Below are 21,708 nucleotides of genomic sequence, written 5' to 3' on the forward strand. Positions count from 1 at the left end.
CTTATAAACTCAGAAAAAAGTCGCGCCAAAAACCAAACTATAGAAGCAAAAAAGCGAGCCATTTATCTAAGCAAAATAACTTAGATAAATGGCTCGAGGAGTGAAGCAACTTAAATTCTTAACTAAGGCCAGTTACCAGCCGCATTGGCGATCTTTGTTTTGCTGCTTAAGCCAGGCTCTAAGCGGCGCGAAATATTCAATCAGCGCACTGCCGTCCATTTCTTTTTGCCCGGTTAGCTCAAACATCGCTTCCGTCCAGGGCCTGCTGGCACCCATTGCCAACACCTTGCCTAAACGCTCACCGGCTTCTTTGTTTCCGTAGATGCTGCAATCAGACAGCTCGCCTTTGTGCCCGGCCGCATCACACAGTGCCTGGTGGAACTGGAACTGAATAATGAACGATAAAAAGTAGCGGATATAAGGCGTATTGCCCGGAATATGATATTTGGCGCCGGGATCAAAATAATTTTCACCGCGCTTATCTGCCGGGCTGATACCCTGGTAGCGCTCGCGCAGTTCCCACCACGCCTTGTTGTAATCTTCAGCTTTGGTTTTGCCAGAGAACACCTGCCAGCGCCACTCGTCCATCATCTTGCCGAAAGGTAAAAACGCAATTTTCTCCAGTGCCATTTGCATTTGCTGGTTTATTTTTGCTTGATCCCCTGTCGGCAACGCTTTGATCAAACCTTTTTTGTAAAGGTGCTCCGGCGTCATAGATAAAACAATGGTGTCGCCAATTGCTTCGTGGAAACCGTCGTGGGCGCCGGTGCGATAAAGCGCCGGTAAATCTTTGTAAAAAATGTAGTAATAAATATGGCCGAGTTCGTGGTGCAAAGTTGAAAGCTGCTCGGCCGTGGGTTCTACACACTGCTTAATGCGCGGATCTTGGCCGCCGTTTAAATCCCAGGCGCTAGCGTGGCAGACAACATCGCGATCGCGCGGTTTTTCAAGCATCGAGCGCTGCCAGAAAGTCTCGGGCAATTCCGGAAAACCGATGGAGACAAAAAACTCTTCGGCAATTTCCGTCATTTCGCGGGCATCGTAGTCGCGCTCAACCAGTACCGGAGTGACATCGGGGATGCTGTGCTCGGGGTAGGGTTCAACCAAGTCGTAAATATTGTTCCAGGTTTGCGCCCACATATTGCCAAGCAAATGTGCCGGAATAGTTCCCTCTGGGTCGACCTTGTCTTTGCCGTACTCTTCGCTCAACTCGCCGCGCACATAACAGTGCAGCTCTTCGTACAGAGGCTCCACCTGTTGCCACAGCTTAGCGGTTTGCTGCTCAAAGTCGCTTACGCTCATGTCGTAACCGGATTTCCACATCTGTGCTAAATCCGGGTAACCAAACTCGTTTGCGCCCTCGTTAACCAGCTCGACAAAACGCTCGTACTTGGGCCGAATAGGCACGGCTACTTCGCGCCAACCGCGCCACAGTTCGAGCAATTTATCGTAGTCGCGCGACGACGCTAATATCGCTTCAATTTCCTGCAATTGCATGCAGGTGCCGTCTTCAAGGCAGTACTCACCGGCACCGTAAATACCTTCCATATCGGTAGCAATGCGGCTTAATTCAGCGCGTTTATCCGGGTCAGAAGGCGCCGGCATTGCGGTAGAGAGCAGCAATAAATTAAGTGCACGGGCGGTATCGTCATCGAGCTTCTGGCCCTGATAACTCTTGGCTTTGTTTACGGCTTCACTTAAAAACGCCTGATATCGCTCTGAGGCTTTGGCGGCAATTACCGCTGTATCTTGAGTTAAATAGGTAGCTCGTATCCACTGCGCGGCGCCAGCTTCATCGACAACAGGCAATACGTCTTGATTAAACTTTTCAATAAACTCACTGGCCGGCATAGCTGGCGCGGCTTGTTGTTTTGCCAACACCGGTGCCGCAGCAACGCTAGTTAAGGCAACGATGCCCAGCGATATTAGCGACTTTGAAAAAGGGACCTGACTCACGTATGTGCTCTCCTCGATTTTGCAAAACTTAAGCGACTAATGGCCACACCGAGCATCAGGATCAGGCCACAGGCGGCGCTCATAACTACGATTTGGAAATAAATTTCTGGAAAATCTTGCAGTGAATTGCTATCGAAACGACCCGCGAGTAAGCCGGCAAGAATATTGCCAATGGCCGATGCACAAAACCACAGGCCCATCATCTGACTGTGATAGGACTTTGGCGCCAAGCGACTGACAGCACTTAAACCAACGGGGCTTAAACAAAGCTCACCCATGGTGTGCAAAAGATAGGTCAGAATTAACCAGTACGGCGCGGCTTTGGAACCACCGGTAACGATGTTTGCAGCAAAAATCATCATGCCAAAACCGGCGGCGAGTAAAAGCAAACCAAAGGCGAATTTAATTGGTGCGCTCGGCTCCATATAACGTTTTGCCAGCGCAACCCAGAACATGCTAAATACCGGTGCAAGCAACACAATAAACATCGCATTAAGCGACTGATACCAGCTCGACGGCACAGTAAAAGACAGCGCGTCGATAACATTGTCTGTGTAGCGATCGGCAAATAAATTTAGCGACGATCCCGCCTGCTCAAAACCCGACCAAAACACCGCCGACGCAATACATAAAACCAAAATTAAATAACTGCGTTTTTTCTCTTCGTCGTTAAGGCCGCCAAATAAAATGACGTAGGTAAAGTAGACAAAAAAGATCAACGAAATGGCTTGCGCTGTGTGCTTGGCAAGCTTCTGCGCAGAAATATCGAGAACACCAAAACCTATGGCCGCCGCAAAAGCCACCGCCAATACCGAGCTGATCGCAATAATTGACCACGCCTGCTTAGGTTTTTTACAGGGGTGACCGGCAACTAAACCCGCCTCGCCGAGCTTAAACTGGCCGCGGCGATATTCAATCAGGCCGATCACCATGCCCACACCAGCGGCGGCAAAACCCCAGTGCCAGCCAAACATATCGCTTTGGCCCAAACCACCGCAGATAATCGGGCCCATCATCGCGCCCATATTGATGCCCATATAAAACAGGGTAAAACCGGCATCGCGACGGCGGTCGTTCTCGTCATACAAGGCGCCGACTATCGTTGCGATATTAGGTTTTAATAAACCGGTACCCACCGCAATCAGCAAAAGCCCTAAGAAAAAGAAATGAATGCCAGGCACAGCAAGAGAAAAGTGGCCAGCAGCAATAATAACCCCACCCCAGAATACCGAGCGCTGTGCACCGATTAACCTATCGGCTATCCAGCCGCCGGGCAGAGCCAACAGATAAACGGCAGCGGTGTAGATGCCATAAATAGCAGTAGCGTTTTTATCGGTAATGCCCAGGCCGCCGTTTTCGACGGCATCAACCATAAACAGGACCAGCATAGCGCGCATGCCGTAATAACTCATACGCTCCCACATTTCGGCAAAGAATAGCGGTCTGAGACCCGCTGGATGCTGCTTAAGGCTCGCTAAAAACATAGATCTGCTCTTAAAAATGAATTACGCAACGCAGACTCACCTGAGCCCGCAGACTATGTAGACGAAAGTTCCAAGCAAAGCCTCAAGACTTTTTTAAATGAAATTATTTTGCGTAGAAGCTAGAAATTTTTTTGTTTTTTTGTTTGAGGTGTTTTTTTAGAGGCACGTCAAAAGAATTGTGAACACATGATTACTTTGGGAGTGCACATGAAAAAGTCACTAGAAAGAAAGAAACTCTATACCGCCGTTCTTACATCCATCGCGCTCGGTTCAGCGCTAACAGCCTTTGCTGAAGATGAGCCCAAGAATACCGAAGAGGTCTATGTGACTGGTTCGCGTATTGCTACCACCGTTGTCTCGGAAACCGAGCGCCCCATTACTGTTTTAACTACTCAAGACCTGGAACTGCAAGGCACCTACGATGCCACCAGCGCACTTCGCGAATTGCCGTTTAACAGCATCGGCTCATTCCGCGATAGCTCTGGTACCAGTTATGGTCAAATCGCCTTAGTTGACTTAAAAGGTCTGGGCCCCTCTCGTACCGCAGTATTAATTAACGGCCGCCGCGTTGGCTCCAACCCCTTAACCGGTACTTCTGCCGTCGACTTAAATACCATTCCGATGGCTGCAATTGAGCGCATCGAAGTATTAAATGACAGCGCCTCAGCGATTTACGGTGCTGATGCCATCGGTGGTGTTGTTAACATCATTCTGAAGAAAGAATACGAAGGCCTGACTATTCAGGCGGGTTATGATGACCCTAGCCGCGATGATGCAACAACCAATCGTTTTAGCATTGTCACCGGCCAGCAAAGTGATAGTGGCCACGTAACTTTTGCGCTTGACTACTACAAACGCAACCCTATTTTTGATGCTGACCGCGACTACAGTCGTGTTCAGGTAAATGCTAACCCCAATGGTGGCGACCCTCGTCACGGTGTTGATACAGTAGGTGTTTCGTTCTACGGCAACACCGGTGAAAGCAAAACCACTGGCGATTTATTTCGTGTAGGTGATTGTGACCCGTCTGTTTATATACCTACAACCACTCCTGATGGCGACGTCTGTGGATTTGGTTATGCCGATATTTCTATGATGACCGGTGGTATTGAGCGTACCTCCGCGGTTGTTGATGCAGGTTATAAATTAAGTGACAACCACGAACTCTATATTGAAAACCGCCTGACTAAATCTGATACTTTTGGCCGTTTTGCTCCCGTCGCTGGTGGCTTCACCGTAGCTGAAGACGCACCTTTAAATACAACAGGCGAAGCCTTTAACTTGTATCATCGCTTCACAGGTCACGGCAACCGCAACGACAATATCAGCATTACCGAGATGGCCAATACTCTTGGTTTTAAAGGTAAGTTCTTTACTGACAGCATTAACTACGATGGTTATGTAAGCCGCTACCAGTACGATGCGATGTCCGAAGGCGATACCTACGTAATTAAATCAATTATTGAAGAAAAAGTTGCCGATGGTTCTTACAACATTATCAACCCGCTAGACCCAAGTAACGCCGAAGCTATTCAAGATACCTCCGCAACACTAGTGCGTGATATGAGCACCGAGTACACCAGTGCCGGCTTTATCTTAGACGGCCGCTTGGATGCCATTACTTTACCTGGTGGCCCCCTCGGCTGGGCGGCAGGTTTAGAGTGGGCAGAAGAGGAGTATACGGATCAGTACGACAACTTACGCGAAGCTGGCAATATTCTCGGTTCTGCCGGTAATACCTCCGGTGCAGATCGCAACCGCAGTGCAGTATTTGGCGAAGTAGCTATTCCAATTCTGGAGCAGCTCAACGCCAATGTTAGCGCTCGCTACGATGACTACTCAGACTTTGAAGGTCAGTTCTCACCGCAGGTCTCAATCAAGTGGGACCCAATTAAATACGTAGGTGTTCGCGCAAGTTGGGGCGAAGGTTTTAAAGCACCAAACTTACTTGCCATGAGCCAAGAGCTCGCCGCCTCCGCAGAAGGCCTCAAAGACCTTGAGTACTGTAAACAACAAGGCATTAGCGCTAAAGATTGCCCTGAACCACAAGTTGATAGCCACCGTGGTGGTAACCCCGAGTTGAATGCAGAAACATCTGAGTCGTTTAACTTCGGTATTTTATTGCACCCAATGGATAACCTTGATTTCAGTGTCGATTATTGGACAGTTGAAATTTACGATGCGGTAGAGCTGCTTGATGAGAAAGATGTTTTAACTCTTGAAGCACAAGGCAACCTTCCTCCTGGCGTAAGGGTTAACCGAGTACCAACAAACGACGGTTCTCTCGGTAAAATCAGCCGCTGTATTGACCTGTCACCACCAGATTGCGGCATTATCAACGTCTACGGTAACTATTCCGATAAGACAGTCTCTGGTTTAGATATGCGCTTGGCTTATGCTCTGTCAACAAAAGCTGGCGAGTTTGGCCTAAGTGCTACTGGTTCACGCTACTTAAAGTACGATGAAACACCAGTCGATGAAACCTTCCACCGCGTTGGCACCGCCGAATATCCTCGCGACCGCCTGACATCCAACCTCAGCTGGAGTAAGTCTGACGTTACCCTGACTTACACCTATCAGTGGATTGACTCCCACAAAGACGTAACTGACGGTGAAGTCACTCAAGAATACGCTGCTTATCGACGCCACGATATCAACGCTGTGTGGAGTGCAACCGAAAACTTTAATCTCGCCTTTGGTGTTCGTAACTTTACTGACGAAGATCCTTCTATCGATAAAGTTCGAGGCTGGGGCCCAGGTACAAGCGATGTAAGTACTGCACTTTACGACGTTGCCGGCCGAACCTACCAGCTTACAGCTACCCTTAGTCTGTAAGTAACGCTTTACTAGCCGGGCCAGAGGTGAGACCGGCTAGTTTTTTTCTTCCCCTACAACTGCGCTTGTTTTTACTCTCGCAAGCGCAGTTGATTTTTTATCAATATGAGTTTTCAGAACACCTAGTAATTCTCATAGAACCGATTATTACTTTCCCCACCATAAAGCGCCTCCCACTCAAGACATAAACCTCTGTCATGACAGTCATGCCAAAACCTTCCACTTCACCGATCGACAATACATACTTACACCAAATAAATGGTTCACCATTTATTTGGGTATGATCGCACCTTATAAATAGCTTAGTCGTTTTACCAACCTTTTAACTACAGTGACAAAACCTCTAGAAACCCATAATACCCAAGCATTCAGACCGTCAATTGCTGACAATACTATGGCATCTTTCATCAAGATTATCTCTTTCACATCCGAAGACCATAGCTCATATTTTTATTAAACTACGAAAACAACACGAACAAATTTCAACCTATAAAAATAAATACTTTGGTTCAATATTAGCAACAAAAAAGCATTAATTTATTTTTTTATAGATAATCACATTAACTTATGCCATTAAGCTAAAATAATTACACCTATAAAATCGTTTCGTTGAAAAATCTTGAGCAGGGGAGCTACTTTCCAGAAAAGAATGTATGGGACAATATTAATAAGGCCATCAAAATTAACGAAGACCTTAGAGAAGGCGCACCCATATTCAAGGAAAGGAAATGAATAAAACGTTGTTAGTTACCCAAATCTCTATATGCGCAAGCTTAGTAGCGGCCAATTGTGCACATGCTCAACCACTAGATGCTCATATAAGCGCAAGCTTGAATGGAAAGAGTCTGTGGTACTCTCTTGCTTTAAACCAAAGAAACTTAATTAAGAACTCCACCCCAACCTATAGTGACTCCAACATAAAAGTGTATGAAGGAGACACTCCAACTCTAGAGAATGGCAACACAAAAATATCGACTATCTTAACATGTCAAAAATCTGGAATAGACAACACAGGTGTCTGGATCAATGGCGCCAAGAAACCAGACTCTCTGACTGTTAGCTTTTCTAGTTTTCCTATTGTTCGCGATTCAGGAAAAACGGCCCCTGGCGGAAAGTACGAATACGACAGATATAGGGTATCTCTTAATACACCTTATGAAATCGAGAGCAAAAACTATAAAAATGCTGGCACCAGGCAGTTTTATAAGTTCCAACATTGGTTTCGGATTGATCGGGACATATCCACTCACAATCCTAGCTCGACACTTATTGAAAAACGAAAAAAGCACGAGCCTAAATATGTCATGAATTTTGGAGGGAAAAGCCAGTCAGCATGGCTAAGCAGCTATACATTTACAGATTACCCAGGCATTAATCGCCCTACAGACCAATCTACAAAAATATCTGATTGCGGCTATGCTCAAGTTGATATTGAACCCAATACAAAACCAGAAATTTCCGATATGGTCAGTGGCCCGAGAATTGATGGCGATCCCAACTCTCAGGGTGATTTACCTTTAGTTTTATGGTTTACCGCCAATGCCACTGATACCCATACTCCAACAAACAATCTAATTTATACTTGGACTGATAAAAATGGGAACTCCCTTAAATCAGGGCGAATATATGACTTAAAAATATCACCTGCTTTCTACCGATATGCCAAAGGTAAGTATGCAAAAGATGTTTTATTGACGGTTAGTGATGGCAACCTGACAAACACTAAGAAAGTAACCCTAAGATTCTAGAGAAGCAGGCGCCTTTAACAACAAAAAGGCGCCTTTTTCAGTGTAATATCTCTATGATTATCAATATTAAGCGGGCATTTTCTATAGCACTTATACTTCTTACGTTAGTTTTTTGTAAAGTCTATTTTAGCACCAACAACGTTTCTTTATACGAAGAAAAAATCACCTCCCCCCCCAACAAAGCAAGCGCAAAGATCTCATCGACATCAAGCCAATCTAACGATACCCACATAAACGTTTCTGGTTTTGAGGAAACTACCAGCATTAACTTTTCTAAAGTTTATAAAGAAATAGAATCCCGAAACTATAAATCAATAAATTCATTTCACGGAATAAATGCACTATGCTCCTCGGTAGCTAGTTATGATCAAAAGCATGACTACTTAGTTGATAATTACTCTTATGGAGAGGAGGATGAGGATTTTCACGACTCACTTTATGAAAAATGCAAGAATATTAAAGTTAAAGATTTTGATGATTTAATTGAGTTATACACAAGAGCAATTAATGACAATCAAAAAGAGGCAGAGTACTACTTGGCTATTACTTACCCACCTATGTTTAAGTCTCACTATGAATGGCTTTCTAAATCTGCCAGCTGGAACAAACAATCAATTAAGCTTCTTTCAAATGTTATCGATAATTCTGAAGTTATCAATAACAAACAAAAACTATTCTGGTCTAAGGTCTATATTAACACCTTCCCCTCTAATAACGAGGTATTTTTAGATAGGATAGAAGAACTATCAACAAGTTTGGATGAGGTAGATAAGCTTGAGGTGGATAGCCTGATTCAGGATTGGCTTACATCTCCAGACGAAATAAGCAGAAGGATAATTATACAGGACCTAAACACTGGATGGCCATGATTAAAAATCACAAAAAAATAACTAATTTTTCTATACATATTCTCAACGACATACTTTATACATACGCCATCATCTAGCGATAATCATACTTAACTTTACGACGTTGCCGGCCGAACCTACCAGCTTACAGCTACCCTTAGTCTGTAAGTAACGCTTTACTGGCCGGGCCAGAGGTGAGACCGGCTAGTTTTTTTCTTCCCCTACAACTGCGCTTGTTTTTACTCTCGCAAGCGCAGTTGATTTTTTACAACAGCTCGCTAATTTAGCTTTCTTCTATTGCGATTGCTCTTCTTGCATCGCTTTCGCCAATTCTTTATTGCCGTTTTGTTTTAGTTTATTCATTACATTTTCTCTATCGGCTAAAGATCGATTTTGGCTTAACTTAAACTTTCCCTGAACTTCAGTAATATTAATTTCTATACCGACAATCGCCGCGAGCATTGATTTTTTGTATTCGATGGCCCACGGCTGTTCAGCCAAAATCTCCGATTTTTTGTTTTCATATTTTTTGCTTAGTTCTTCAACTAACCACTTAAGTTTGTTTGCTTCACTAAATACACGAGCACAACCATAAATATGTACGGTCTGGTAATTCCAGGTTGGCACGCCGGCCGTGTCATACCATGCGGGGCTGATATAACCGTGCGGGCCCTGAAAGCTGAGCAGAACTTCCTGGCCACTGAGTTCAAGGTGCTGAACGTTGGCTTTGGCGATGTGGGCAAAAATGCTTTTTTTGTCTTCGGCGACTAAAAACGGTAATGCCGTTGAAAATATTCGCCCCTCTACTGAAGAGATAAGCTGGCCAAAGGCGTTGTTTTCAATAAATTCAAAGAGTTTTTCTTTGTCCTGAACCTTAAATATCTCAGGTATATGCATAAGCTCTCGATTAAGTTCTCGTTAGGACCTGTTAACACTAATTAAATGCACTCTGTTGCGCCCTTCATTCTGCTATCAAGGCGTTTGGAGCGCAGTTTGGTTGCTCCAAATAAGCGACAAACAACACAGAGAGCGGGATGAGGGACGTAACCCGAAGGGCTGGGCCTGAATATCCGCCCCGATGCGTTACTTATCGCTTATTTAGCTTGCTAAACTGCGCTCAAAGTGCCTTTCTGGGCGAATATTCAGGCTCCAGCAGAGCGTATTTAATTAGTGTTAACAGGTCCTAGTGTTGTTATTTACAACTGGCTTCTACCGCTGCTTAACCAAACTGCCCAGTCGTCGCGACCATTCGCAGCTGCACAGGCGGCCGCGCGTTGGTGATCGTAACTGACTTTAATATGCTCTACACAGTATTGGCCAAGCTTGTTGTCGACTATTGCATAGCTCGCGTGCGCGCTGCCGCTTTGCATGGCGTGGGCAACAGGTTCTAAATCGGTATAAGCTGGCAGACCAACACTGCCGGGGTTGACAACTAACTGCTCGTTATTGAGTGCAACAGACCTTGCGATATGGCTGTGGCCACACAAGACCAATGCCTGTTCAACACCGCTAAGCAGCGCTTTGATTTCGTTTTGTTGGCGAAGTTCGGGCGAGCCGTTTTTTATGTTTTCAAGTAGGTAAATAAGATCACTCTGCGCACTGCCGTGGCAGAGAAAGATTTTGTTGTCGATATTTAGGTTTGCCGGCAGCTGCTTAAGCCAATTTATCGCCGCCTGTGTTAATTGTTTGTGAATAAACGCCAGGGTAGGATTTTCCGCGAGTTCACCCTCGCTCGCTTCGTATATTTGCCGGTCTTGATTGCCGCGAATGGTAATAAATGAGTGCCGCATTAACAGCTCGTAAGTCTGTTGTGGCGCTATAGGGCCGTAGAGAATATCACCTAAGTTTATTTTTAGATCGATATTTCTTCCGGCGAGATCAGCCAGTACGGCTTCAAGAGCAAAGATATTACTGTGTATGTCCGACAGTACCGCGATACGCATATTCCATTCCTACGGCTGTTGATAAGTTATCTGCGGTGTTAAAGGCCAAACTAACGCTGGGGCAGGCGCAGTTCCACTTTCAGGCCGCCAGCTTCAGCATCCAATAAGCGCATGCTGCCGCCGTGCAATTTAGCTATTCGCTCCACCGTTGGCAAACCCAAACCAAAACCAAAACCGGAATCGGCGCTATCGGCCTTGCGTTTAAACGGAAGTTTTAGCTGCTGCTTTTCAGCATCACTTAAACCGGGGCCGTCGTCACTAACTGCAATAATAACAGCGCCGCTCTCGAGCCAGGCACTGACAGTAATTTTTTGCCGCGCAAAACGACGTGCATTGCCCACCAGGTTGCTCAGTGCAAGTTTAATTAACAGTGGGTTGGCAACAAGCTCCAGGCCTTCGCTAAAATCGCTGCAAAGTTGCGGCGGCTGCTCCCAGATAAACGCATCGGCAAGCTGCTCAAACAGTTCGGCAACAGCTAGCTTCTCACTGCCGAGCTGTTCGGCGGCACCCAGGCGGCTGTAGTTCAGCATCGCCGCGCTCAAGTTTTCTATTTCTTTTAAGTCGTCTTTAATGGCCTGCAGCGCCTGCTGCTGTTTTTCATTTTTTACATCAAAAGCCAGCAGTGAAAAACTAGCTCGCGCCAGCGGCGTGCGCAGCTCGTGGCTAAGCCCGCGAGTCAGCTCTTGCTGACAGCTAATTAGCCAGCGTATCTGCTCGGCCATGTATTCAAAACTCTGCTGCATGCTGGCAATGGGCTCGGAAGAGGCCGGCAACTCAAGCTCTTGCTGGTGGTCTTGGGCAAAAGCCAGCATCGCTGAGCGCAATCTATCCAAGCCGGCGAGCAGCGGTTTTAACCACAGCCACAGAATAAACGCCAGCAGCAGGTAAAATAGTACTGAAAAAATCTGGTGCCCGAAGTGGGGCGGGCTAATCGGGCCGATAATCAGCTGCAACTCAAGCTCGGGAAAAGACTTAATATAAAAGTGCTGCGCATCTTTTTTTAATATTTGCAGATCGTTGCTGTGTGCCTTGGCACCGGAAATATACACATCACTGTATTTGTGTACACGAACATCATAGGCCAAGTCGAGCTGCTCAAGGCTGTCAGCACCCCCGTGACGAAGCTGAGCTTCGATCAACACCAGGGCCGTATCGAGCCAGACATCATCTTCGTGCTGCAGCCATTTAGACCACAGCCAATCGCTGACAAAAACACTGAGCAGTAAAACACTGAATAAACTTAAAACCGTGCGCCAGCCACTAAAAGCTTTATCCGCTTTTACTGCTGGAGGCTTGTTCACCAGGCCTCCGAAACCAGCAAATAGCCTTTGCTTCTGACTGTGCGTATGCGTGTGCCGTGCTCGGCTTCATTAGCATTGCTGTTTTTAGTTTCGAGTTTTTTGCGCAGGCGGGAAATTTGAATATCAACACTGCGATCGAGGCCGTCGTATTCAACACCCTTGACCTCGCGGTAGAGTTCATCGCGGCTAACGATGTTGTCGGCGCGCTCGGCCAGCAGGCTCAGCAGCGAAAATTCCAAATTGCTGAGTTTGATCTCGCGGCCCTCGAGCCATACCTGTTGCGAGCGCGGAACAATTTTCAGCGATTTAATTTCCAGCGCCTGCGAAGCGGCGGAACTGGCCGGCCGGTGTCTGCGCAAAAACGCCCGCACTCTGGCCAATAACACCATTGGCTCAACTGGCTTGCAGATAAAATCGTCGGCGCCGGCGTCGAGGCCGTCGATTTGTTCGGCGCTGCTGTCGCGCGCGGTCAACATTAATAGCGGGCCGCTGTAGTGGCGGCGCAGATCGGCACACAGCTCAAGGCCGTCGCCATCGGGCAGGCCTAAGTCCAACAGGATAAGTGCCGGAACAGCGGCACTGAGGCAGCGAAGCGCATCGGCGCAGCTTCCTGCCACCTGCACCTCGTAGCCGTGCTGGCGCAAGAAATTTGCCGTTAGCGTCGCGAGTTTAAGGTCGTCTTCGACAAGCAAAATACTACTGGTGCTCATGGTCGCCCTATTATTTAAATCAGGTTCCAAATATGGCGGCGACTGCGCGCCTTATTGCCGCCACTGACTAGCGTAGCCAGTTCGAGCAGCTCGCTCGCCAACTTTACGCTTGAGCCCGGCTCGCTGAGCCAGAACTGCAAATCTTCACTGATATGTAACTCGACTTCATGCTCTCCGCCGTCGTGCGAGGGCCAACAGCGCAGGGGCTCAGCTTCGGCCAGGGCCGAATAGATGCAATAGTTGCCCGCTTCCCGGGCCTGCCATTTCAAAAGAACCTCGACGCTGCAGGGCTGGCTTTCTTTATACCTGAGACAGAGCTTGGGTTTTACCCACAAAGTCAGATGCGCTCGCTCAGCAGAAGCTTGTGTCCCGGCAGCGGTGATGCAGACCAAAAGCATGAGCAAAGTTCTTAGCTTTGCTCTCATTGTCAGAACTTATATTTCAAACCCGTAAAAAAAGTGCTGATAGCATCGTCTTCTACTATCGGGCTGTCAACAATGGATGCATCGAGACGTTTATATCGATAGCTCGTGCCCCAAAACAAACGGGGGCTCAGAGCGTAGTTGATCAGTATCGAATACTCGCTATTTAGCGAGGCTCCCGGTTGATACTGCAGATCGTCGCTGCCGCTATCTGCGGCATCAAAACCAAAATAATAGTTGGCGAGCCTGGCGTCGAGCCAGTTGAGCTCAAACCCGGGCTGTACGTGCCAGCGGCCGAGTATCAGGTTGTAGGCGTAGGCGAGCTTTATTTTGTTGCCTCTGTGTTTGTCGCTGATATCGGTCAGTGCGGCGACATAGACATCCCCCCAATAACTGCTGTCAGAGCCGAGTTCATATAAGAACTCAGTGCCGCCAAGCACGGATTGATCTCGGTCCGGCAGGCTTATTTCCATACTCAGTTGCTGCGGCCCAGCCAAGCGCTCGTCTGTTGTCGGCTGCTTGAGCTCGGGTTCTTCGCTCGGCGCATCTGGCTGCGGGTCGGGCACGAGCTGTGGCCCAAAGCTGTCGCCGTCACCAAAGACTTGATCACTTTCTATCGGGTCGGCTGGCGCCGGAGAGAAAACCGGCTCCGGTGCATCGGCGGCGTAGCTCTCAACCCCGGCGAGCCCGCCTATGCTAATGCCCATATCAGCGAGGTCGCTGAGCACACCGCGCTCGTCGTTCAGCTCGGCTAACACATTCCACGACCAGCGCTCACCGTCGAGCACAAACACACCAACATCGGTGTTATCAAAAAAGAAGCGTTTGCCATACCAGGCAAAATCGACATTCAGATACAGCGGCTGATCGTCCTGGCCAACTAGCGCCTGGGTGCGCTGGCCCAAACCGGGCGCAACCGCAACATACCACTCGGCCTGAGCGCTATAGCTGAGCAGAAGAAATAACAGGGTAAAAGGGCGAAGTACTGCAAACATAAACGCAGCATAAGCCCGGGCCCGCGCAACAACCACTGATTTTTTGTATCAACTTTGTTGCAGTTGTATTGCGAGCCCAAGTGCTAGCAGCTGCTACAAAAGCGCAACAGACGTCAGTGCTGAAGCTGAGTAGACTCTGTGCCCATCAAACTCACGCAGTAACAATAATGATTAGCGGAACACGGACCATGAAGCTTCAACTACGCAGCCGGATGCTGCCGCTCACTGCGGCACTGTGCACAGTCATGCTCGGCGCCTGTGGCGCTGGCGGCAACGAAGACACAGCCACAGTCGAGCCAGAACCCGGCTTGAGCCCGGTTGCGCGCGATACCAGCAACAGCTTTTTGGTTAAAATTGCCGATCAGGCTGAGCTTGAGCAAAAAATCAAAAAAAACTATCTGCGCGCCCGCCCGCAGCAGTACCAAAGGCCTTCGGCGCTGCCGGTGATGCTGGCCGCACCACTTGAAGCGGCCGGCGCTGCAAACTCCGCCAGTGCAGATAGCAGCGACAATTATTCGAGCACCTACAGCGTTGAAAGCGGGGTGGCCGAAGCCGACATTATCAAATACGACGGCAAACAGCTGTATATCGCCCTGCAATATCGCCACGACAACGGCGCTGCGTTTGACAGTGCTGCGTTACATAACCCGGCTTTGTGTGACGGCGCCGACTGCCCGGTTTTTTATAGCCCTGCGGTTAAAGTGCTTAGCGCCAGTGCCGAACAGCAGTACACCGAGCCCTACGGCCAGATAGAGCTGCCGAACAACGAGTACCTCGACGGCCTGTATCTGGATGATAAGCAAGTGCTTACTCTGAGCACAGAGCAGCAGTTTTACGCCTGGGGTGACAGCTGGATCGATGCTGCCAACTGGGTAAGCGACAATCACATTACTGTGCGCGGCTTTGACAAAACTCAACTGCAGCAGCAGTGGCAGTTGCAGATAGACGGGGCGCTGGTGCAGAGCCGGCGCATTGCTTCAACGCTCTATGTAGTGAGTCGTTACACACCCCAGCTTCCGGGTATTAGCCTGTATCCGGCCAGTGACGAAGCCCGGCTGCAGAATCAGCAAGCCCTTAACGAACTAGAGCTTGGCCAACATTTACCCCAGATCAACATCAACGGCGAGCAGCAGAACCTGTTTGAAGCCAATAATTGCATGGCCCTAAACGACAAAGCCGATGCGCTTATTGGCCAAGCCACCTTGACTACCGTCACCGCTATTGAGCTCAATGCGCCCGAACAAACACGCAGTTACTGCATCGCCGCACCGGCCAGCGGCGTTTATATCAGCGCTAATTCCCTGTACCTGACGGCCCCAGGCCTGGACTGGGAAAAACAACAAACCAGCATTCACAAGTTTGCACTCGCGGCCAATAGCGCCGAACAGAGCGCATTAAACTATCGCGGTTCGGCAACCGTCGAAGGCGCGCTTTGGCTGCACGGCAATAGCGAGTTCCGCATCAACGAGCACAAGGGTGTACTGCGGCTGCTGACCTCGAGCTGGCAGCAGGATGAAAACGACTGGATAGACCACCACCTACACCTATTAAAAGAAGATACCAGCCAAGTTCAGCTAAATGTGATTGCGAGTTTGCCAAATGCCGAACAACCAGCGGAAATTGGCAAAGCCAACGAAGATCTCTACGGCGTGCGTTTTTTTGGCGACAGGGCCTACGCGGTGACCTTTGAGCAAACTGACCCGCTCTATGTCTTTGATTTAAGTAATGCGGAACAGCCGCGCATTGCCGGTGAACTCGAGATTCCCGGTTTTAACGAGCTGTTGCACCCGGTCAACAACAGCTTATTAATTGGCTTTGGGCTTGAGCAAAACCAACTCAAGCTGGAACTGTTTAACGTCAGTGATATCTCCGCACCACAGAGCTTAAGCAAGCTATTTCTCGGCGATGGCACTCATTACGAGTGGTCCGAAGCGAGCTATCAGCGCCACGCATTTACCTACCTTGCCGGTGAAGACTCAGATCGCATTGCCATTCCAAGCCGGCTCTACAACAGCTCATCGCGCGCATCCAGTGCCAAGCTCTATATGTTTGAGTTGCAAAACAAAAACGCCTCAGCCGAGGCAGCCCTGCTGAACGAGCTGGGCCACTTTCGCGTAGATAGCGACAACCAGCTCTGGCAGCCGCAAGCTCAGCGCAGTGTTTTACACAACAACACTGTGTTTTTCTTAAGTGGCGATCAAGTCTGGACCGGATCTTGGGGCGGCGTGCTAGTCGACGATCCCAACTAGAGCACAACTGCCGTGCTCTATTTTTCGCGGCCCCGCCCAACGGGGCCGCTTTTTTTACAAGCCTGCACACTGCATCAGTTAATTTCCAGTAAACGCAGATCAAAAAACAATAAGGCATTTGGGCCGATCTTGCTGCGGTTACCTTTTTTACCCCAGGCTAGCTCCGGCGGCACCAGTAATTCCATACGACTGCCCAGCGGCATCAATTGCAAACCCTCACGCAAACCATCTATCGCCTGCTCAACTGCAAATGCCTCGGCTTGCCCCTCGCGATAGGTATCACTGATAACAGTGCCATCGGCCAATAACAAACGCTGTTCTACAACAACATTGTCAAAATCTGTGGGCCGCTGAGTGCCACTGCCTTGATCGATAAAACGGTAGGCGAGGCCGGAGCCAGTCGTTTGCACGCCCGGTTTTTGTAAATATTTCGCGAGAAAGTCACTACTATTTTTGCGGTTTTGGCCGGCATTGCCTTTGCCTGCCTTTTTATCTTTTTTTCGGCTCATTGTTACTGCCTTAAATTCTTGGCCGGCAATTGTAGCGGATAAAAAAGAACCCCGTTGTTGGCTACTGTTAACACTACTTTACGGCTTGCGCTTTAACGTTAAGGCGATGCCGCCAAGTATTAAAAAGCTCGCCAGCAAAAAACGCCAGCTCAGCGGCTCGCCAAGCAGCGGCCAGGCCAAAAATGCCGCCAACAGCGGCACAGCCAGCTGCGACGCCGCGGCAAACTGGGTGCGCAACGACGGCAACAGCGCATACCACAAAGCGTAACCGAGGCCTGAGCACAGTGCCCCGGATAGCGCCGCCAAGCCTAAGCCTGTTGCACTGATATGCAGCTGCGCCGGCAATATTAAACTTGGTAGCGCAAGAGGTAGTGCAAGTAAAAATGCCGAAGTAACGTCGGCGCGCGCATTGAGGCTGCCTTTGCCGGCAAGGCTGTACAGCCCCCAGGCCACACCGCTGCCGAGCATCAATAACAACGCGAGCATATCGATACTGTTGGTGCTATTGATGCTACTGATGCCGGCGCCGACTGTCACACCAGTGCCAGTGCCAGTGCCAGTGCCAGTGCCAGTGCCAACACCTGAACTAAGCGCTGTCGGCTCTACCAGTATAAATAAACCAATAAGTGCCAGAGCAATGCCGAGATAATCAAAACGCTGCGGCTTTTGCCCGCGACAGGCCGAAACCAAAAGCATGCTCAATTGCACAGCAGCAAATAGCAGTAGCGCCCCCAAACCGGCATCGAGCTTTACGTAGGCAAATGAAAATGCGAGCGCATAAACGGCCAGGCAACAAGCCTGGTAAATATTCTTCTGTTTAAATTCTAATTGTTGAAGTTGCTGGCGAAAGTTACCGCCCAGTAACATCAACAAAACTAAAGCCAAGGCCCCAAAGAACAGGCGTATAAATGTAAAACTCGCAGGGTCAATGGCATCGGCACTCGTTTCTGCGCTCTTTAACGCCGCGCGACACAACAAACTATTCGCAGCAAAAAATACAAGCACCAAAGGCAGCAGGAAAAAAATTCTCATACAAATCTCAGCCTTTTCGTACTACTCACAGTGCGATACTTTCAGCAAGGCCATCAAGCTTAGTCTTCGATGAAGCCGGCGCTTGACTATGTATTTCCGCGCGCAGCTTTAAGCCTTCAGCACTTTTATGCAATCTCAGCACACCGTAGTTTTCCTGGTAAACCTGCTTGCCAACACGATAGCTGTTTTGTTCCGGTCTTTTTAAGAAAAAGCCGTGAGTCAAACTACTTGAGGTGATTTCAGTTAGCGTAAGGCCTTGGTAATTTAGCTGGCTAATTTCCGCCATATGCCTGTCGCCGCTGATAATCACCAAGTTATTTTTCGGGTTTTCTTTCTGGTAGCGGTGCAGCAAGTCAAGCAGGCGCTTGCGCTCTTTGGGGAAGTTATCCCACTTTTCAAAGCGGTGCTCGCTTGGTAAAACCTGAATACTGCTTGCCAATACAGTAAGCTCGGCATCGTTATTTTGTAGTTCTTGTTCAAGCCACTGCCACTGATCCTGACCAAGCACTGTACCCTGATCATTTTTTAGTGTTGTTCGCCCCTGTTTATTAAGCTCGGAGCGAAAATAACGAGTATCGAGCAAAATAAGCTTGATGCGAGCGAGTTCAGTATTCAATAAATAACTTTGATACACACCTTCGCGCTTGTGCGCTGGGTTGTCTGCCGGCACATCTAAAAAATCGAGCAACAGCTCGGCACTTTGCTGTTTTTTTGCGAAGCTGGCGCCGCCGTCATTTACACCATAATCGTGGTCATCCCATGTGCCAAAAACAGCGGTATTTTGTACAAAGCGCTGGTATTCAGGATTTTGCTTTTGTTGCGCATAGATCTTCGCCATTTTCTGCATGTCATCAGTATCGGCGTAGACATTGTCGCCCAACCAAATAAATGCTGCGGCGCCTTGCTTGCTTATCTGTTGCCAAAGTGGCTGCGCTTTGTTTTGATCGTTACACGAGCCAAAAGCAATAACAAGCTCATCAGCACCGGGGGAATCTAGTTCAATAACGGCGTCGGCCGCGAACAGCTGGGCCGACTTCATCAATAAAATAGCAAACAAAAAACTTAAAAGACTGAGATTTCTAAACACAAAAGCCCCACAATAATTTTAAGAAATACGCCCGCCTGTTGGTCGTTGCATCTTCTTAAAAACTAACAGGCGATTATTTGCCGGCATCGTATGATCACAGACCAAAGTCATGCCTGCCTGTTCAGCACAGGCCACAACCGCTTCCTGATCGCGTATGCCCTGGTGGGCACCACCTTGTTTTAGCCACTGCTCAAAGCGCGCATTGCTCTCACTGCTAAACTCACCACCGTAATTAAAGGGGCCATAGAGAGCAAACATGCCTTGATCCGGAAGTTTGGCACCGACTTTGGCAATCATAAGCTGGGCTTGTTGCCAACTCATGATATGGGCCGTATTGGCGGAAAACACCGCATCAAAATCAGCCGGCCAGCTGTTGTCTTCGATATCCAGGCTCACCAGCGGCAGCATATTTGTGCCCGCATAGTCGTTTAACCAAAACTTAAGCCCGGCGTGATATTCGGGCCGGTCGCTAGGCTGCCAACACAGATGTGCTAATTCGCTAGCAAAATATACAGCGTGCTGACCGGTGCCACTGCCTATTTCCAACACCTTTTTACTCGGTGCAAAAGCACTGCGCAAAATAGCTACAATTGGGGCCTTGTTGTTTTCACAGGCCTGGCTGAAAGGGCGGCCGTCTTGATAAAGCTGATCCTGATTGGGCATAGTTTTGGGCATAATTTGGCGAATAGTTTTGGGAATAAATAGTTTTCAGATACTTTAAAGCTGGCCGGCTAGCATGCCATAGAACTGCAAACGGCACTAATAGAGCTGGTATCTATCTATGAAAACAGCAAGATACTAGGGCCTGGTAAACGGCCTAAAACGATTTTTCATAAGCAAGGCCTGAACTACAATAAGGGTTTTTATCTGACGGAGCTGAATCCATGGGTTCAATAATGCATAAGCTCAAACAAACACTGTTTGTAGTTTTTCTAATTTGCTTAGCTTCGTGCGCAAGTTTGCCGGAAAACAAGCAGCAAATAAGCAGCTCTGCTTTACTCGATACGGGCGATAGCCTGCTCGCTCACAGTGTTGATGAGCGGCGAGAGAAAGATGCAATAGCCGCTGATAAAACCGGCATGTTACTGCTGGATAACGGCTTAGATGCAATGGTTGCGCGCCTGGTGCTAATTAAGCTCGCAGAGCAATCACTTGATGTTCAGTACTACCTTTACCACAGTGATTTAAGTGGCGGCATCATTACTTACGAGCTGTGGAAAGCCGCAGAACGCGGCGTAAGAGTTCGCTTGCTACTCGACGATATGGACATGGCCGGCAAAGACAAAGACCTGGCCATACTCGACTCTCACCCGAATATTGAAATCCGTCTATTTAACCCGTTTATTCGCGGTAAAAGCCGCACTGGCCAATTCTTGACCCGCTTTGGTTCAGTTACCCGCAGGGCCCACAACAAGGCGCTGATTGCAGATAATCAGCTTGCCATTATTGGTGGGCGCAATATTGGCGATGAGTACTTCGATGCAAATCCAAATATGGCCTTTGGTGATTTGGACGTAACGCTTACCAACCCGGCTGCGCGAGAAGTCAGCAACGAGTTTGATCTGTACTGGAATGATAAGCTCGCTTACCCGGTCAGTACGCTGGCTAAGCACCAGCCTACTCAAGCTGAACTCGACGATGTTGAAAAGCGCATGCAAGCTTTTGTCGAGCGCAATCGCGACAATATCTACTTTGAGCGCTTGCGCAACAGTGGCATTATCCAGCGAACTAAAAACGCCAAGAACAACTATTTTTGGGGTGAAGTTGAAGTGCTCTACGATGATCCTCAAAAAATATCGAGCGACAGAGAGCAAACCCACTTTCATATGGCCCCAAGGCTAGTACCGCATATCGAGTCGGTTAAGCAGCAACTACTTGTTATATCCCCCTATTTTGTCCCGGGCAAAGAGGGAGTCGCTTTTTTTAACGAACTTCAACAACGCGGCGTACAGGTTCGCATCTTAACTAATTCGTTGACCTCTAATGACGTTGCTGTGGTTCACGCTGGCTATTCCCGATATCGAAAAGACCTGCTCAACGCGGGAGTACAATTATATGAGCTCGATAAAACACTACTTGAACAAGACTATGCGAGAAATAAGAGTTCGCGTACCCGCGAAGGCTTAAAGGGCTCTCAAGCAAGCTTGCACGCAAAGTATTTTGTTATGGATCGCAGCCACGCTTTTATCGGCTCTTTGAATTTGGACCCACGCTCTGTTGTTGAAAATACCGAAATCGGCGCGGTGATATTGTCACCGGAACTAGCTTCTAAATTGGCCGATGACTTTGAGAAAAATATTAAACAAGTTGCGTTTGAAGTACGTTTAGTCGACGGCAAACTGCACTGGCAACGCGAAGGCAAAAATGGTCAGCTGATTGAATTTGATAAAGAGCCATATAGCTCGTGGTGGGATAGATTTAAGAATGGTTTTATGCGCCTACTTCCCGGAGAATCACAGTTATAATCTTTGCGAAACATACTAAAAAAGCCCTTTGAGGCCCATTGATAAAAGAGATCCACAATAAAAAGTCACATAAAAAAGGCCTTTTAGTTAAAAGGCCTTAGCGGGAGAACTTATGTGCAGCTTA

General features: G+C 48.3%; 17 protein-coding genes. 5 read left to right on the plus strand and 12 right to left on the minus strand.

Annotation, left to right across the window (positions count from 1 at the left end; genetic code table 11):
* Positions 1 to 132: 132 nt before the first annotated feature.
* Complete coding sequence (locus CFK45_RS11400; protein WP_204378461.1) at positions 133 to 1,956, minus strand: M2 family metallopeptidase; 1,824 nt, start codon at positions 1,954 to 1,956, stop codon at positions 133 to 135.
* Complete coding sequence (locus CFK45_RS11405) at positions 1,953 to 3,440, minus strand: peptide MFS transporter (protein ID WP_096086572.1); 1,488 nt, start codon at positions 3,438 to 3,440, stop codon at positions 1,953 to 1,955. Before CFK45_RS11405 ends, CFK45_RS11400 begins: the two co-directional genes overlap by 4 nt.
* Before the next feature lie 207 nt (positions 3,441 to 3,647).
* Here CFK45_RS11405 and CFK45_RS11410 point away from each other — a divergent pair, with 207 nt between their 5' ends.
* The 3 genes from CFK45_RS11410 (at position 3,648) to CFK45_RS11420 (ending at position 8,892) form a co-directional block, all read left to right on the plus strand.
* Complete coding sequence (locus CFK45_RS11410) at positions 3,648 to 6,275, plus strand: TonB-dependent receptor plug domain-containing protein (RefSeq protein ID WP_158224676.1); 2,628 nt, start codon at positions 3,648 to 3,650, stop codon at positions 6,273 to 6,275.
* Positions 6,276 to 7,003: 728 nt separating this feature from the next.
* Complete coding sequence (locus tag CFK45_RS11415) at positions 7,004 to 8,023, plus strand: hypothetical protein (RefSeq protein WP_096086574.1); 1,020 nt, start codon at positions 7,004 to 7,006, stop codon at positions 8,021 to 8,023.
* Between the two features lie 53 nt (positions 8,024 to 8,076).
* Positions 8,077 to 8,892 carry a hypothetical protein gene (locus CFK45_RS11420; RefSeq protein ID WP_096086575.1) on the plus strand — a complete coding sequence of 272 codons (816 nt, stop codon included), beginning with the start codon at positions 8,077 to 8,079 and terminating at the stop codon, positions 8,890 to 8,892.
* Positions 8,893 to 9,165: 273 nt separating this feature from the next.
* Here CFK45_RS11420 and CFK45_RS11425 read toward each other — a convergent pair whose 3' ends face one another.
* From CFK45_RS11425 to CFK45_RS11450, 6 genes are all read right to left on the minus strand, one after another.
* Positions 9,166 to 9,768 carry an FMN-binding negative transcriptional regulator gene (locus CFK45_RS11425; RefSeq protein WP_096086576.1) on the minus strand — a complete coding sequence of 201 codons (603 nt, stop codon included), beginning with the start codon at positions 9,766 to 9,768 and terminating at the stop codon, positions 9,166 to 9,168.
* A gap of 299 nt (positions 9,769 to 10,067) precedes the next feature.
* Positions 10,068 to 10,814 (minus strand): metallophosphoesterase family protein, encoded by a 747-nt coding sequence (locus CFK45_RS11430; protein WP_096086577.1) that lies wholly within the window; start codon positions 10,812 to 10,814, stop codon positions 10,068 to 10,070.
* Between the two features lie 50 nt (positions 10,815 to 10,864).
* Positions 10,865 to 12,115 (minus strand): ATP-binding protein, encoded by a 1,251-nt coding sequence (locus CFK45_RS11435; protein ID WP_096086578.1) that lies wholly within the window; start codon positions 12,113 to 12,115, stop codon positions 10,865 to 10,867.
* Positions 12,112 to 12,825, minus strand: coding sequence for a response regulator (locus CFK45_RS11440; protein ID WP_096086579.1), 714 nt, complete (start codon positions 12,823 to 12,825; stop codon positions 12,112 to 12,114). Before CFK45_RS11440 ends, CFK45_RS11435 begins: the two co-directional genes overlap by 4 nt.
* A gap of 14 nt (positions 12,826 to 12,839) precedes the next feature.
* The gene (locus tag CFK45_RS11445) at positions 12,840 to 13,250 is read right to left on the minus strand and encodes a DUF3019 domain-containing protein (protein ID WP_096086580.1); all 411 of its coding nucleotides are present in this window, start codon (positions 13,248 to 13,250) and stop codon (positions 12,840 to 12,842) included.
* Positions 13,251 to 13,252: 2 nt separating this feature from the next.
* Positions 13,253 to 14,242 (minus strand): MipA/OmpV family protein, encoded by a 990-nt coding sequence (locus tag CFK45_RS11450; protein ID WP_096086581.1) that lies wholly within the window; start codon positions 14,240 to 14,242, stop codon positions 13,253 to 13,255.
* A 188-nt stretch (positions 14,243 to 14,430) separates the two neighbouring features.
* Here CFK45_RS11450 and CFK45_RS11455 point away from each other — a divergent pair, with 188 nt between their 5' ends.
* Complete coding sequence (locus CFK45_RS11455) at positions 14,431 to 16,491, plus strand: beta-propeller domain-containing protein (protein WP_158224678.1); 2,061 nt, start codon at positions 14,431 to 14,433, stop codon at positions 16,489 to 16,491.
* A 74-nt stretch (positions 16,492 to 16,565) separates the two neighbouring features.
* Here the strand turns inward: CFK45_RS11455 and CFK45_RS11460 are convergent, their stop codons facing one another.
* The 4 genes from CFK45_RS11460 to CFK45_RS11475 form a co-directional block, all read right to left on the minus strand.
* Positions 16,566 to 17,000, minus strand: a complete 435-nt coding sequence (locus CFK45_RS11460; RefSeq protein WP_096086583.1) for an FKBP-type peptidyl-prolyl cis-trans isomerase — start codon at positions 16,998 to 17,000, stop codon at positions 16,566 to 16,568.
* 78 nt (positions 17,001 to 17,078) lie between these two features.
* Positions 17,079 to 18,032, minus strand: coding sequence for a DMT family transporter (locus CFK45_RS11465; protein WP_096086584.1), 954 nt, complete (start codon positions 18,030 to 18,032; stop codon positions 17,079 to 17,081).
* A 25-nt stretch (positions 18,033 to 18,057) separates the two neighbouring features.
* Positions 18,058 to 19,119 (minus strand): alkaline phosphatase D family protein, encoded by a 1,062-nt coding sequence (locus tag CFK45_RS11470; RefSeq protein ID WP_096086585.1) that lies wholly within the window; start codon positions 19,117 to 19,119, stop codon positions 18,058 to 18,060.
* Positions 19,120 to 19,137: 18 nt separating this feature from the next.
* On the minus strand, positions 19,138 to 19,794 hold the full coding sequence (locus tag CFK45_RS11475) for a DUF938 domain-containing protein (protein WP_239923653.1): 657 nt from the start codon (positions 19,792 to 19,794) through the stop codon (positions 19,138 to 19,140).
* Positions 19,795 to 20,015: 221 nt separating this feature from the next.
* On the opposite strand from CFK45_RS11475, the gene CFK45_RS11480 reads away from it, so the two are divergent.
* Complete coding sequence (locus tag CFK45_RS11480) at positions 20,016 to 21,584, plus strand: phospholipase D family protein (protein WP_158224679.1); 1,569 nt, start codon at positions 20,016 to 20,018, stop codon at positions 21,582 to 21,584.
* The last annotated feature ends 124 nt before the right edge of the window (positions 21,585 to 21,708 follow it).

The organism is Agaribacterium haliotis, assembly GCF_002312815.1.
Classification (GTDB): Bacteria; Pseudomonadota; Gammaproteobacteria; order Pseudomonadales; family Cellvibrionaceae; genus Agaribacterium; species Agaribacterium haliotis.

Excerpts from the sequence above, each read along its gene's own strand:
- CFK45_RS11415 (WP_096086574.1), top strand. The coding sequence starts at position 7,004 with ATGAATAAAACGTTGTTAGTTACCCAAATCTCTATATGCGCAAGCTTA.
- CFK45_RS11450 (WP_096086581.1), bottom strand. The coding sequence starts at position 14,242 with ATGTTTGCAGTACTTCGCCCTTTTACCCTGTTATTTCTTCTGCTCAGC.
- CFK45_RS11455 (WP_158224678.1), top strand. The coding sequence starts at position 14,431 with ATGAAGCTTCAACTACGCAGCCGGATGCTGCCGCTCACTGCGGCACTG.
- CFK45_RS11405 (WP_096086572.1), bottom strand. The coding sequence starts at position 3,440 with ATGTTTTTAGCGAGCCTTAAGCAGCATCCAGCGGGTCTCAGACCGCTA.
- CFK45_RS11460 (WP_096086583.1), bottom strand. The coding sequence starts at position 17,000 with ATGAGCCGAAAAAAAGATAAAAAGGCAGGCAAAGGCAATGCCGGCCAA.
- CFK45_RS11410 (WP_158224676.1), top strand. The coding sequence starts at position 3,648 with ATGAAAAAGTCACTAGAAAGAAAGAAACTCTATACCGCCGTTCTTACA.
- CFK45_RS11480 (WP_158224679.1), top strand. The coding sequence starts at position 20,016 with ATGCATAAGCTCAAACAAACACTGTTTGTAGTTTTTCTAATTTGCTTA.
- CFK45_RS11440 (WP_096086579.1), bottom strand. The coding sequence starts at position 12,825 with ATGAGCACCAGTAGTATTTTGCTTGTCGAAGACGACCTTAAACTCGCG.
- CFK45_RS11475 (WP_239923653.1), bottom strand. The coding sequence starts at position 19,794 with ATGCCCAAAACTATGCCCAATCAGGATCAGCTTTATCAAGACGGCCGC.
- CFK45_RS11425 (WP_096086576.1), bottom strand. The coding sequence starts at position 9,768 with ATGCATATACCTGAGATATTTAAGGTTCAGGACAAAGAAAAACTCTTT.
- CFK45_RS11420 (WP_096086575.1), top strand. The coding sequence starts at position 8,077 with ATGATTATCAATATTAAGCGGGCATTTTCTATAGCACTTATACTTCTT.
- CFK45_RS11465 (WP_096086584.1), bottom strand. The coding sequence starts at position 18,032 with ATGAGAATTTTTTTCCTGCTGCCTTTGGTGCTTGTATTTTTTGCTGCG.
- CFK45_RS11445 (WP_096086580.1), bottom strand. The coding sequence starts at position 13,250 with ATGAGAGCAAAGCTAAGAACTTTGCTCATGCTTTTGGTCTGCATCACC.
- CFK45_RS11430 (WP_096086577.1), bottom strand. The coding sequence starts at position 10,814 with ATGCGTATCGCGGTACTGTCGGACATACACAGTAATATCTTTGCTCTT.